Raw genomic sequence first — 12,059 nt, 5'->3', positions numbered from 1 at the left:
CGTGACGTTCCTTACTTCTTCCCTTTAGTGGTTGTTTCTGCCTTTTTCAGATAAGGCTGAAGTTTGGCAACAAACTGCCGATAGCCTTCAGCGTTTGGATGTAATCCGTCGGAGAATAACGTTTCGTCAATCGTGTTATCCGATTTTAAAAACACGGTTCCGGGCTGGATAAACCGAACGTTTAGTTTATTGGCAACCTGGGTAAGTTGCTGATTAAGCCCGGCAATCCGGGGCTCTAGCTGCCGACGGGGCAAGATGCCAATCAGGACTATTTCTGCCTTCGGCTGACGGGTTTGCATCGCTCGGATCAGGAAGCTAAGGCCTTCACTAATTTCGGTATCGGAGTTGAATTGGAGGTTGTTGGTGCCAATCATCACAACTAGTTGTGCCGGTGTGTACCCGTCGAGTTCACCGTGATAAACCCGCCACAACACGTTTTCGATGCGATCCCATCCATAGCCCATGTTCTGAACGCCCAGAGGAGCCATTACGCCACTCCAGCTATCTGCTCCGGCCGATGAGACATCGGCTGGTTCGCCACCCCAAAAATGCGTGATTGAATTGCCAAAAAATACGATGTTCGGTGGGGTACTTTTAAGACGGTCCAGGATACTGCGGTGACGAGTTTCCCAATCGTATTTAGCTGCATCGCGATACTGCGTGCGGGGCTTTGTGGTCGATGATTGCCCAATGGGTTCATTCAAAATTGGTCGGATAATCCGTTCGTAGGCATCAGCGTACTGTTGCATGCCCAGGTCGGTCGGATGCGTACCGTCTACCATGGCGTCGGTATCCAGATTGATGGCTGATTTCGAGAGCAGATACAGTTGGTCAATGCCTTCATTGGTCAGTTGGTTATAAGCCTGCTGCATCAATTCATTCACTTCCGTATAGAGTTGTTTCCGGGTTGGGTTGATGCCGCCTTCCGTATAGCCCGCATGTTCGACCAGCAGAATGGGGATTGAGGGTTTCCGTTGCCGAAGAGTTTTTACGGACTGGATAATTCGGGCTTTGATGGTGTCTGGTTTGATGCCTACGGTAGCAATCAGGTTGGGAAGGCAGTCGAGTACGTACAGTTTTGCGTCAATCTCCGGTAAAAACTGAACCACTTCCTTTTCCAGTCGGCCATTACCCGAAAAACCCAGATTAATAACAGGCCGGTCTAGTTTTCGGCCCAGAATTGATGTCCACGCCATACCGGGCCGGGAGGCACAGGCGCCCTGGGCAATGGAGGTGCCATAGATGACAATGGGTTTATCTGCCCGAACCGGAAGTGGGTTGAGCGTAACACCTTTCGGAACACCGATTTCGAGCCATTTGACGGAATTATACAAGGGTAGATAGAGTCGGTACTCCCGACCTTTTTTGTGATGCGGATCATTCGGTTCGAGCCCGGTAAATCGGTACTGGATTGTATCGCCAAAGGTATATTTCCCGGCACACCACAAATAGTCGCCATCGCTGTTTACGGCATACAGATCGACCCCGCTAACACCCGTAGCAGGCATGTGCGGCAGGGCCGTTTGCTTACGACCAACTGTATAGCGAATCACCACCTGATCGGTGCTGGCCCGAAACCGAATCATCAGTCCAGCCCCATCGTGCGAGAGGTTCCAGACTTCTTTTCGTACACGCTGTTCGGCCGGTGCCGGCAGTCGGTCATACGGGTTTTGTAAAGCCGTACCCGACCAGCCCTGGCCTTCGATCACTGGTATATTGCTCTGAATCGGATTCCACCAGGTGTATTCCACTGGTGCCTGGGCAAGAGCCACAAGCTTGTTAAAACTGAGAATAATCAGGTAAGCTAATAGCGTTTTTTTCATGATCGAAAGCGGATGGTCGGCATTCAGGGAAACAAAAGAGCAGGGTAAACTTTATTCTATCATTAGAAAGGTGATTATAGTCATGTACTAATGTGCCTTTACTGCTATAAGCGTACGAATTACACAAGTATTTTTGCATCATGAATAGTCTCCAGATGAGCCAGACGCTGTTTTATCTGATCGAACAGCAGCCAAATTCCGAAAAAGCCGTTTCCTATCTGCGGCAACAGGTCGATGCATTCCATGCGAACCCGCAGGTTTCTACGTTCTACCGCGTGTTTACGGCCATGCCACGTTTTGTCGGAAAGCAACCCGTCGAGCTTCCGGCCGATCTGGCATTTTCATTGGAACGTATTCGACCGGGTTTTACCGTAACAGGCTGGACGCTAGACCGGCTGGCGCGAGTCTGGTGGTTGCTGCAACTACCAGCCGATGACCAAACGACCTATGTCAAAACCATTACTGAACTTTTCAAAGCGGGCGAATTGAATGAATTAGTGGCGCTCTATTCGGCGCTGCCTGTGTTGGCTCACCCCGAGGCCTGGCAGTTTCAGGCAACAGAAGGCGTTCGGAATAACATTGGTGATGTGCAGGAGGCTATCATGCTACAAAATCCGTATCCTGCCGATTATCTGGATGAACTGGCCTGGAACCAATTAGTGATGAAGGCCTTCTTCACAGGTAAAGATATTACCCAGATCATTGGCTTACAGGAACGTAAAAATGCCCGGCTTACCCAGATTCTGACGGACTATGCCGCCGAACGTCGGGCTGCCGGGCGTAGTTTGCCAGCTAATATTGAGTTGTTGCTGTAACGCGGACTTCTAGTCCGCATGCCGCGCCACCGCGTTACTTAATACCACCGATAAATAATCCCTGCCGATAACATCAGCGAAGGGGCAGAGCTTTTCAGCAGATCGTAGTTGAAAAACACGTTCTGGTATTGGGCCTGAATTTCGGCTCCAAGTCCCTGTTCGCGTTTGCCGTAAAATTTGAGACCGATGGCCGGTGCAATGGCTCCTTTGAATCCATTTTTCTGGTCGGCCAGCGGTCCGAAATAATTGGTGTAATCGATAAACGCACCACCACCTGCCACTTGAATGTACGGACGAATAGCCGCTGCATTATCGGCAAAGTAATAGGATAGCGAAACCATCGCCGGAATCACGGAGAGGGTTCGGGTCTGAACGGCCGAAATCGACTGCGAATCATATTCATACACCTGCCGGGGCAACCGTTGGTGCGTGTACTGATAGCCCGTTTTTAAACCGACCGAAAACCGCTGTGGAAAGAGCCATTCACCATCCAGTGCGACGTTTGTTGGCGACATTCGGTCGATATACCCCTGCTGGCCCCCCATCGGAAAGGCGACACCATAGCGGGCCGAAATGTTGAAGGTTACATACCGATCGTAAATCGATGAACCCGTGTACTCATTCTGGTATTGTGCCCAGGCCGCCGTACTGAGGCCAAGCAGGGCAATTGCTGCTAGGATACGTTTCATGGCGTTTATTAGCGACTAGCCTGTAAGTAAGTGGATTGATTGAAAATAGCGGTGGTGGCAGCATCGACGGATTGCGTATCTGTAACGTCGGTTCCCCGGATGGTGGCGTCGTAAATGACATTCACCTGCTGTTGCCCACTGCTGTTGGTCGTGCTGTTTTTCAGATCGACAATCTGAATTTCCCAGTATTGATCAGACACCTGATAGGTGTAGTAACTCGGGTAATACGGAGAATATCCGCCAAATCCGCCGTAGCCATAGCCCCAATAACTCGAATAATAACCGTATGGATCAGTGGCAACACCCGTGTACTGCTTATTGACCCGGATGATCGCTACACCCAGATCGGCTGAATCGCCTTTCGCCACGCGCTGAAAGCCTCTGGCCGTGAGCGCATTCGCAATATTATTGACGAACTGGGTTGACACACTGTTTTGGGCAGGCATATACCCATTGTTTGTTTCCACAATCACCGAATCGGGCAGGCTAAAGGTTTTATATTGGCCGAAGTTGACGGAATTATCGTAGTTAGTAATGTAAACCGGGCTATCGGCTGCGCTCAGATCATCGATCGCATTATCGCGGCAGGCACTCAGACTTCCGCCTACTACCAGCAGTAGGAGCGCCCAAAGGCTTCCTTTCCTTAATTGACGTTGATGGTACTTCTTCATAACTGCATTTGTTGTATACGTATAAAACGCGTAGCGGAATCGGAAGTTTGTGAAACGTGAATTAAAATATGGGTAAAAATCATCTGGGAAGGCCCCTCATTTTTTGAGAACTTTGCGTGAGATAAACTGAATAATGGACAATGGATAATGAATAATGCACAGTGAATAGTGGCTTATCAGCACGATAGCTATTCATTGTGCATTATTCATTATCCATTATTAATTGACATGAATATGGATTTTATGGATTCCATTAAGGGCATGGCGTTTTTTGATATGCATGTCCACATGACCTCCCGAACGACCGACGATTATCAGGCTATGGCCGATGCGGGTATCGTAGCCGTTATTGAGCCGGCTTTCTGGCTGGGGCAGCCACGTACTGGTGTTGATTCGTTTCGGGATTATTTTGCCAGTCTGGTTGGTTGGGAGCGGTTTCGAGCCTCACAGTTCGGTATCCGCCATTACTGCACCATTGGCTTGAACTCCAAAGAAGCCAATCAGGAAGCTCTGGCCGAACAGGTTATGGAAATTCTGCCACTTTTCATCTATAAGGAAGGGGTAGTCGGCGTTGGCGAGATTGGCTTTGATGATCAGACAGCGGCTGAGGATAAATATTACCGAGCGCAGTTGGAACTAGCCAAAGAAGCGAATCTGCCTGTGCAGATTCACACCCCGCACCGCGACAAAAAGCAAGGCACCAGTCGCAGTATGGATATTGCCATTGAGCACGGTATCGACCCCGGTATGGTGATTGTCGATCATAACAATGAGGAAACGGTGCGTGAGGTATTGGACCGTGGGTTCTGGGCTGGCTTTACCATTTATCCATTTACCAAAATGGGGAACGAACGGATGGTCGAAGTTGTAAAACAGTATGGACCGGAGCGTATCATGATCAACTCCGCTGCCGACTGGGGCATCAGCGATCCGCTGGCTGTTCCGAAAACGGCGGCTTTGATGAAACAGCGCGGAATATCGGACGAAGCGATCCGGCTGGTCACGTTTGCCAATGCAGTAACGGCCTTTGCACAAAGCGGTCAACTAAGTCTGGAAGAGCTTTCGCAGCCGCTGGGCATTGACCAAAGCCAACGCTACAACGGTAGTTCCGTGCTACGTGGTGGTCAGGCCCCAAAGGTCGATAAAGAATCAACGATAATTAACTAATGGCGAAAGAGCGAAAGAGTAAAAGAGCGACAACTATCGGATAAATTTTCGCTCTTTCGCCCTTTCACTCTTTCGCTCTTTTACTATGATCAAGGCGCTTCTTTCCCTTACCCGTCCGGCAAATCTGGTAACCTCAGTGGCCGATGTGCTGGCGGGTATGGCTATTGCAGGGTATTTCCTGATTCCTGATTTCGATCTGGCTCCGCTTGCCTGGCTCTGCCTATCTACTATCGGCCTATATGGCGGGGGCGTTGTTTTCAACGATGTGTTCGATGCCGAGCTGGATGCCATTGAACGGCCAGAACGACCGATTCCGAGTGGTGTGGTTAGTAAACAGGCAGCTATTGGCTTGGGCAGCGGCTTACTGGCTGTGGGTATCCTGGCATCGTTTTGGGTCAATCAAACGGCTGGTTATTTGGCAGTTGCCATTTCGGCGGCTGCACTCATCTACGACCGTTTTGGAAAACATCACAACTGGCTGGGGCCTGTCAATATGGGACTTTGCCGAGGACTTAATTTACTGCTGGGAATCAGTATTCTGCCCGATCAGGTAATGCCCTGGACCTGGGTAGGTTTGGTACCTATTGTCTACATAGCGGCCATTACGATGATCAGCCGGGGCGAAGTACATGGGGGCAGCCCTATTACGCTGCGCGTGGCAGGGTTACTATATGCGCTGGTGATTGGGTGCGTAGCGGCACTGGCGCAATGGCGACAACAGTTAGGGACCGCTTTCCCCTTTCTGGTACTGTTCGGCTATTCTATTTTTCCTCCACTATGGCGAGCCGTGAAAGAGCCGATTGGCCGTAACATCGGTATGGCCGTAAAAGCGGGCGTATTATCGCTTATTGTGATGAATGCGGCCTGGGTAGCTGCCTTTGCCTCGTTTCCACTGGCTTTAATTGTATTCTTATTACTGCCCCTGTCACGGTTTTTAGCGAAAGCATTTGCCGTAACGTAAAATTTGTAGCGTGGACTGGTAGTCCGCGTAGCCGTAGGCTAACTCTGTAGTTACTAGTTTTATAGCCTCTGCAACTTAGCCTACGGCTACGCGGACAGGATGTCCACGCTACATACATTACGCTACTTATGCATTGGCAGGAGAGCAGAACTCTTCGAGGGCCATTTCGAGGTGTTGGGCAATCATTTGTGCCGAACGACCTTCAATGTGGTGCCGCTCAATGAAGTGAACCAATTCACCATCTTTGAAAATGGCAATCGACGGTGACGAAGGCGGATAGGGCAGCAGATACTCACGCATACGGTTCGTAGCATCGACGTCGCCACCAGCAAAAACCGTATAGAGGTGATCAGGTTTTAGCGCGCTGACGGCTAAAGCTGCTTTTACACCCGGACGAGCCGCACCAGCCGCGCAGCCACACACCGAATTTACCATCACTAAAGCCGTTCCCTGCTGATCGGCCATTGCGGCATCAACTTCGGCTGGAGTGGTCAATTCTTCAAACCCAACGCTGGTCAGGTCTTCCCGCATTGGGACAAGCAAATGAGGAGGATACATAATTGTTAGTAGTTAGTCTTTAATAGTTAGTCATTAGGTAGTCATTGCTTTGCGTCATCAAATAGTCGTAGTAGAAACAATTAATGACTATCAACGACGCCTGAGACTAATGGCCAATGACTTATAGTTTACATAAATCCAAGTTCCAATTTAGCTACTTCCGACATAAGTTCGGTCGAGTAGGGAGGGTCGAAGGTTAGTTCAACGCTTACGTCGTTTACACCTTCGATAGCCCGTACTTTCTCTTCAATTTCGGCTGGAATCGAACCCGCTGATGGGCAGGAGGGCGATGTTAACGTCATCAGGATATACACGTTGTTGACCGGGAATATCTTGATTTCGTAAATGAGACCTAACTCATACACATCGACCGGGATTTCCGGGTCATAGACACCCTTCAGGGCCAGCACAACTTGTTCTTTTAACTCTTCGTCTGTCATTGATCAAGGTCATTAATGGTCATTAAATGGTCATTTGCTTCGCGTCATTAGGTGGTCATTAATTGTTTCTACTACTAATGACCACCTAATGACGCGAAGCAAATGACTATGAATGACTTTTTTCAGTATATGCTCGCCCGTAGGCTTTCATTCGTTCGATCATCGAGGCTAAGCCACCCGCCCGCAACGAGGTAATCAGGTTGCCCATGCCCACTCGCGGAATGAAATACAGGTCCGCATTGGCAATGTCTTCCGGTTTTTCGCCCGACAATACTCGAATCAGCAACCCGACGAGTCCTTTCGAAATTTGGGCGGTAGGCTCACTGTCTCCATAAAAATAAAGCCGATCACCTTTTAGTTCAGCGTCCACCCATACTTTCGACTGACAACCCATAATTCGGTTTTCGTCGGTCTTTTTCGATTCGGGCATGGGCGGGAGTTTTTTGCCTAAATCGATGATGTATTGTGTCTTGTCGAGCTGATCTTCGAACAAATCGAACTCGTCAATGATTTCGTCCTGTTTTTCGTTAATGGTCATTAGTTAAATTTTGCCAAGAGGTCGACCCATTGGGCGGACTGCCAGTATGACAGGGGTTTCACTTTGTGTACTGTATACTAATCGATAACTTCCTACAAAAACTTCGCGAATAAAAGAGATATAATAATCTGGAACCATACGTCCCATACCCGGAAATTGCTCAATAAGATTTAACTTTTTTTCTAATTGATCTAACCAATCATCGGCTGCTACTATCGATAAATTAAGCAAATTGGCATAAGCATCGCGAACCTCTTCTCGGGCAGACTCTTTCCAGTCAATCATAAACGCTTACCTAATTCTGCTAATTTTTGCTGTTTTAGGTCTTTGAGTTCCTGCATAACTTGTTCATGAGGAACGTGATTCGTTTCCCGTAATCGGCTTTCAATGAGTTTGATGAATAATATCCGCTCGATGAGTTCATCTGATGATACCTTATCTGGCAACTCATTTAAGCTGGCAAGTACTTGACCTTTGTCTAAAAGAATCTCTTCCATCTCCGTCATATTAATAAGTTACCAATTTACAACATCATTTTCTGCACCCGGCGTAGGCCCTGTACGAGTCGGTCTACTTCGTCTCTGGTGTTATAAACCGCAAAGGAGGCCCGCGTAGTTCCGGCAATGCCGAAGCGTTGCATCAGAGGCATGGTGCAGTGGTGACCTGTTCGGACGGCAATGCCCTGCTGATCCAGAATGACACCAATATCCTGATGGTGAATACCCTCCATCACAAAGGAAATAACCCCGATTTTGTGTCTGGCCTGGCCAATAATGCGTAATCCGTCCAGTTCGATTAGCTGCTCAGTTGCATAGTGAAGCAAGTCTGCTTCATGGGCGGCAATGGCTTCTTTGCCTAAACCGGCCATATACTCAAGCGCGGTTTTTACAGCGACCACATCGGCAATGTTGGGCGTGCCGGCTTCAAACTTATACGGCAGATCGGCATAGGTTGTTTTGGCGAAAGTCACTTCCTTAATCATCTCCCCACCACCCCGGTACGGTGGCATGGCGTCCAGAATTGCCTTTTTGCCATACAGAACGCCCATACCCGTTGGGCCATACAGTTTGTGAGCTGACAACACGTAAAAGTCAGCATCCAATGCCTGTACATCAAGCTCCAGGTGCGAGCTGGCCTGAGCCCCATCGATCAGGACAACGGCGCCAACGGCGTGGGCTTTGTCGATAATGGTTTTGACAGGGTTGATGGTACCGAGCGCATTAGATACGTGTACACAGGATACGAATTTGGTCTTCTCCGACAGGAGCTTTTCGTATTCATCCAACAATAGTTCGCCGTTATCGTCAATTGGAATCACTTTCAGTACGCAGCCTTTTTCTTCGCACAACATCTGCCAGGGAACGATGTTGGAATGGTGTTCCATAGTCGAGATGATGATCTCATCACCTTCCTTCAGGAAATGTCGGCCATAGCTCTGAGCGACCAGATTGATGCCGTCCGTAGTGCCGTAGGTAAAGATAATTTCCTGCCAGTGTTTGGCGTTCAGAAATTCCTGAATGGCCCGACGTGAGGCTTCAAAAGCAGCCGTAGCCTGTTCGGCCAGGTGGTGAATGCCCCGGTGAATATTCGCATTATAGCCTTCGTAATAGCGAGTAAGCGCATGAATAACCGGCAAAGGCTTCTGATTGGTAGCGGCATTGTCGAAATAGACCAGTGGCCGACCGTTGACCTGCTGATCCAGTATCGGGAAGTCCTGACGAATTTTCTGAATGTCGAGTGGGGTATCTATGGCTGATTGCATGAGCACGCAAAAGAATGTCTATTGAAAAGGAAACGCAAAACCCCTCGGATTAGGTTCGGTGAGAAAGTCTTCAATCAGAATTCACCATCTATTTTTATTGGTCACTGAATGCGTGTAGATTGAGTCCGTTTGTGTGAAATCGATTCGACTGTATGCCGTTCGTGCTGTTTACGACCCGTATTTATCTTGTATTCTTTCTGCTACTGCTTGGTGGCCTGTTTGTCACGTTTATTCACCGCGCCGAATATTATGATGAAGCCTGGTTTGCCGAACAGTCCTATTGGCTCATCCAAACGGGCCGGGTCAAATCGGAGCTATTTCGTGGATACAATGGCTGGGAGAAGGGTATTTATGTATTCCATAAACTGTTCATATATGCCGGTGCGCTGGTTATGTCCGTTACGGGCGTTTCGGTAGCTGCCAACAAACTGGTCAGTATTCTCTTTGGCTTGCTGGGTGGGTATTTGGTCTGGGTATACGGTCGTTCGGCATCGAAGGAGCAGCAATGGCTGTCGGTGGTGCTGTATTTGGGTTGTGGTACACTGATCCGATTTATCTCAGTCAATCGACCCGAAACCATGTGCATGGCTATCGGTTTTGCGTCGTATCTAGCGCTTGATCCACCGAAAGGATGGCAGCCTAAACCGATTTGGGCAGGCATATTAGCTGGCTTGGCGGCCCTGACCCATTTGAACGGAATTATATATTTGATGGCTGGTGCCCTATGGCTTTGGCAAAAAATGGGCTGGCGGTCTATGCTTGCGTTTAGTGTAGTGGGTGCGCTGACCTTAAGCCTTTATGGATTAGATGCTCTGTTGGCCGGACAAGTAGGAACCTTGATTGAGCAGTTCCGGAATGACCCAGCGACCCAGGAAAACCTTGGTCTGATGGCAAAACTGGCGGTCATGGCCGATTACCACCAAATCTTTTTCCATAGTCAGAACGAGGCTGCCCTGAGTGTATGGGTGCTGCTCTGCGCTCTCCTGTTCCGCAAGCAAATTGGTCGAACAGAACCGCTTTTGTTGTACACGCTGCTGTTGATCGGTTCGTTCTGGCTGCTAACTAAAAGTAGTACGGATATTTATTTTCTTCTGTTTCTACCCTGGCTGTCGCTCCTGGTTGCACGCTGGCTGGTAACCTATCTGCCCGATCAACCAGTCTGGCAAAAACGACTTATGCAAGGCCTAATGCTTGTCTATTTGGTCGTGAGTACTATTCAATTTCGAGAGGTTATCATCGAAAATAGAACCGTGCCCGATACCGAGCGGCATAATGCGTTGCTGGCAGAACATATGCCCCACAAGCACACAACGGTGATAGCCCCGCTTGAGTTTTTCTTCGGGCAGATGGAGACCTACCAAATCTGGGGTCTGACGTACTATCTTTTTCTGGCACAGAAACGCCACGGCATGCCGCTAAATGAATTTTTTCAACGGGCTGAGCAGGAGCAGGTTGAGTACATCATCAGCGACCACCGACTGAATGCGAGTTACGAGATTCCGATAAACGCTCCGGCAACCATTGGTGCCTACCAACGAGTTTTTCAGGACGAATGGAATACCATTTATGCTCGTCGCTGATAATTATGATTCTGCAGTGGTGTCAGATGCTCTCATCTGGCATAGTGAGGTTTCTCAAAACCTAATGATACACTCGGTTTTGAGAAACCTCACTATGCCAGTTTTGAGAAACTGGCATCACCTACCAGTATCAGTTCTATCGTCGTTTCAGCACAATCACCTGATTGCGTAAGGTTTGATTCCGTCGAAAATTATCATCGGCGATGATGACAAGGGTTTGGTGTTGGGCGTCGGCCCAGGCCATGGCTTCGAGGTTGCAGACGCTGCCCGGAAACTGGCGGTTGAAATCGAAAGCGAGTTCTTTAGTGAGCGTGTGTGTCTGCTCGTTAAGCGTGGCCAGATACAGATTGGCCGTTACCCGTTTTTGCACAGAATCATAACATCGTTCCAGTACCAGCAGTCGCAGATCATCAACAGACACTATTTCAGAAATTCCGCCCACGCGTTCCTCTCCCTGGGCAAAGCTACACCGGTTGATTGGGTACGAAAAGCGCTCAACTGACGGATCGGCAGTGGTAGGATTCGCGTATCGTAAAAACGTAATCGTATCCTGAGTCATGCGGGTTTGCCCTTCCCAACCTGCTTCGGGAGCGACCCACAAGGCACCCGTTGAGGTTAGCGCAATTCCTTCCAGTCCTTTGTTTGGGCTGGGTAAAGGTATTTTCAGCAGTAGTTGCCGCGTGCTATCCCGAACCGATTTTCCATAGAGTAGTGAGGTGACAAACTCATGTTCGTCGGTCCAGAAATAGGTGTTGCTGGGGCTGTCGTAGCGGATACTTTCGAACCAGTAGGGGGTAGGCTCAGATACCGATAAGCGGGATGGATCTCCCAGATCGCGAATGCTGCGGATATTCGTAAACACAAAATGCTTTCCCCGGTCACTAACCAGATGCCACTCACCCGTTGCCGGATTTATATCCAGACCAGAAATGCCTCGCAGACTGTCAATTGTATGCGGAATCGTGGTAGAATCACCTTCGAAGGTAAACTGTACGCTTTGGCCTGGGGCCGATATGATGGTTAGAAAGCAGGCAAGTATAAGCAGAATTCTCATT

At 49.0% G+C, this 12,059-nt stretch carries 14 protein-coding genes; 4 read left to right on the top strand and 10 right to left on the bottom strand.

What is annotated here, in order from left to right:
- Nucleotides 1-11: 11 nt before the first annotated feature.
- A complete protein-coding gene (locus tag ACYVFD_RS18885) occupies nt 12-1,823 on the bottom strand; it encodes an SGNH/GDSL hydrolase family protein (RefSeq protein WP_461091974.1) in 1,812 nt (603 codons plus the stop codon).
- Between the two features lie 140 nt (nt 1,824-1,963).
- Between ACYVFD_RS18885 and ACYVFD_RS18880 the strand changes: the two genes are divergently transcribed.
- Entirely contained in the window at nt 1,964-2,638 is a 675-nt protein-coding gene (locus tag ACYVFD_RS18880) for an EboA domain-containing protein (RefSeq protein ID WP_461091973.1), read from the top strand.
- 38 nt (nt 2,639-2,676) lie between these two features.
- On the opposite strand, the gene ACYVFD_RS18875 is transcribed toward ACYVFD_RS18880, so the two are convergent.
- The gene (locus ACYVFD_RS18875; RefSeq protein WP_461091972.1) at nt 2,677-3,327 is read right to left on the bottom strand and encodes a porin family protein; all 651 of its coding nucleotides are present in this window, start codon (nt 3,325-3,327) and stop codon (nt 2,677-2,679) included.
- A gap of 8 nt (nt 3,328-3,335) precedes the next feature.
- Nucleotides 3,336-3,998 carry a DUF4136 domain-containing protein gene (locus ACYVFD_RS18870; RefSeq protein WP_461091971.1) on the bottom strand — a complete coding sequence of 221 codons (663 nt, stop codon included), beginning with the start codon at nt 3,996-3,998 and terminating at the stop codon, nt 3,336-3,338.
- 234 nt (nt 3,999-4,232) lie between these two features.
- Between ACYVFD_RS18870 and ACYVFD_RS18865 the strand changes: the two genes are divergently transcribed.
- Together ACYVFD_RS18865 and eboC are read left to right on the top strand one after the other, a co-directional pair.
- Complete coding sequence (locus tag ACYVFD_RS18865) at nt 4,233-5,165, top strand: TatD family hydrolase (protein ID WP_461091970.1); 933 nt, start codon at nt 4,233-4,235, stop codon at nt 5,163-5,165.
- A gap of 85 nt (nt 5,166-5,250) precedes the next feature.
- Nucleotides 5,251-6,126, top strand: coding sequence for a UbiA-like protein EboC (gene eboC / locus ACYVFD_RS18860; protein ID WP_461091969.1), 876 nt, complete (start codon nt 5,251-5,253; stop codon nt 6,124-6,126).
- 126 nt (nt 6,127-6,252) lie between these two features.
- Here the strand turns inward: eboC and ACYVFD_RS18855 are convergent, their stop codons facing one another.
- The 6 genes from ACYVFD_RS18855 to ACYVFD_RS18830 all read right to left on the bottom strand — a co-directional run bounded on the left by ACYVFD_RS18855 (nt 6,253) and on the right by ACYVFD_RS18830 (nt 9,424).
- On the bottom strand, nt 6,253-6,684 hold the full coding sequence (locus ACYVFD_RS18855; RefSeq protein WP_461091968.1) for a BrxA/BrxB family bacilliredoxin: 432 nt from the start codon (nt 6,682-6,684) through the stop codon (nt 6,253-6,255).
- A gap of 128 nt (nt 6,685-6,812) precedes the next feature.
- Nucleotides 6,813-7,124 (bottom strand): DUF59 domain-containing protein, encoded by a 312-nt coding sequence (locus ACYVFD_RS18850; RefSeq protein ID WP_020599942.1) that lies wholly within the window; start codon nt 7,122-7,124, stop codon nt 6,813-6,815.
- 106 nt (nt 7,125-7,230) lie between these two features.
- On the bottom strand, nt 7,231-7,662 hold the full coding sequence (locus ACYVFD_RS18845; RefSeq protein ID WP_461091967.1) for a SufE family protein: 432 nt from the start codon (nt 7,660-7,662) through the stop codon (nt 7,231-7,233).
- Nucleotides 7,663-7,665: 3 nt separating this feature from the next.
- A complete protein-coding gene (locus ACYVFD_RS18840) occupies nt 7,666-7,947 on the bottom strand; it encodes a type II toxin-antitoxin system RelE/ParE family toxin (protein ID WP_461091966.1) in 282 nt (93 codons plus the stop codon).
- Nucleotides 7,944-8,159, bottom strand: coding sequence for a hypothetical protein (locus tag ACYVFD_RS18835; RefSeq protein WP_461091965.1), 216 nt, complete (start codon nt 8,157-8,159; stop codon nt 7,944-7,946). The genes ACYVFD_RS18840 and ACYVFD_RS18835 overlap by 4 nt, the downstream gene beginning before the upstream one ends.
- A gap of 26 nt (nt 8,160-8,185) precedes the next feature.
- Complete coding sequence (locus ACYVFD_RS18830) at nt 8,186-9,424, bottom strand: SufS family cysteine desulfurase (RefSeq protein ID WP_461091964.1); 1,239 nt, start codon at nt 9,422-9,424, stop codon at nt 8,186-8,188.
- A gap of 152 nt (nt 9,425-9,576) precedes the next feature.
- On the opposite strand from ACYVFD_RS18830, the gene ACYVFD_RS18825 reads away from it, so the two are divergent.
- Complete coding sequence (locus ACYVFD_RS18825) at nt 9,577-11,004, top strand: ArnT family glycosyltransferase (RefSeq protein ID WP_461091963.1); 1,428 nt, start codon at nt 9,577-9,579, stop codon at nt 11,002-11,004.
- A gap of 136 nt (nt 11,005-11,140) precedes the next feature.
- On the opposite strand, the gene ACYVFD_RS18820 is transcribed toward ACYVFD_RS18825, so the two are convergent.
- Nucleotides 11,141-12,058 carry an esterase-like activity of phytase family protein gene (locus ACYVFD_RS18820; protein WP_461091962.1) on the bottom strand — a complete coding sequence of 306 codons (918 nt, stop codon included), beginning with the start codon at nt 12,056-12,058 and terminating at the stop codon, nt 11,141-11,143.
- Nucleotide 12,059: the final 1 nt, after the last annotated feature.

Source organism: Spirosoma gilvum (assembly GCF_054776815.1).
Note: the sequence above shows the minus strand (reverse complement) of the source record. Positions and strands in the feature narration are given on the sequence as shown.

What these genes read in the sequence shown, in the direction of transcription:
- ACYVFD_RS18845 (WP_461091967.1), bottom strand. Translation starts at nt 7,662, where the DNA reads ATGACCATTAACGAAAAACAGGACGAAATCATTGACGAGTTCGATTTG.
- ACYVFD_RS18840 (WP_461091966.1), bottom strand. Translation starts at nt 7,947, where the DNA reads ATGATTGACTGGAAAGAGTCTGCCCGAGAAGAGGTTCGCGATGCTTAT.
- eboC (WP_461091969.1), top strand. Translation starts at nt 5,251, where the DNA reads ATGATCAAGGCGCTTCTTTCCCTTACCCGTCCGGCAAATCTGGTAACC.
- ACYVFD_RS18830 (WP_461091964.1), bottom strand. Translation starts at nt 9,424, where the DNA reads ATGCAATCAGCCATAGATACCCCACTCGACATTCAGAAAATTCGTCAG.
- ACYVFD_RS18875 (WP_461091972.1), bottom strand. Translation starts at nt 3,327, where the DNA reads ATGAAACGTATCCTAGCAGCAATTGCCCTGCTTGGCCTCAGTACGGCG.
- ACYVFD_RS18870 (WP_461091971.1), bottom strand. Translation starts at nt 3,998, where the DNA reads ATGAAGAAGTACCATCAACGTCAATTAAGGAAAGGAAGCCTTTGGGCG.
- ACYVFD_RS18825 (WP_461091963.1), top strand. Translation starts at nt 9,577, where the DNA reads ATGCCGTTCGTGCTGTTTACGACCCGTATTTATCTTGTATTCTTTCTG.
- ACYVFD_RS18835 (WP_461091965.1), bottom strand. Translation starts at nt 8,159, where the DNA reads ATGGAAGAGATTCTTTTAGACAAAGGTCAAGTACTTGCCAGCTTAAAT.
- ACYVFD_RS18820 (WP_461091962.1), bottom strand. Translation starts at nt 12,058, where the DNA reads ATGAGAATTCTGCTTATACTTGCCTGCTTTCTAACCATCATATCGGCC.
- ACYVFD_RS18855 (WP_461091968.1), bottom strand. Translation starts at nt 6,684, where the DNA reads ATGTATCCTCCTCATTTGCTTGTCCCAATGCGGGAAGACCTGACCAGC.
- ACYVFD_RS18885 (WP_461091974.1), bottom strand. Translation starts at nt 1,823, where the DNA reads ATGAAAAAAACGCTATTAGCTTACCTGATTATTCTCAGTTTTAACAAG.
- ACYVFD_RS18850 (WP_020599942.1), bottom strand. Translation starts at nt 7,124, where the DNA reads ATGACAGACGAAGAGTTAAAAGAACAAGTTGTGCTGGCCCTGAAGGGT.
- ACYVFD_RS18865 (WP_461091970.1), top strand. Translation starts at nt 4,233, where the DNA reads ATGGATTTTATGGATTCCATTAAGGGCATGGCGTTTTTTGATATGCAT.
- ACYVFD_RS18880 (WP_461091973.1), top strand. Translation starts at nt 1,964, where the DNA reads ATGAATAGTCTCCAGATGAGCCAGACGCTGTTTTATCTGATCGAACAG.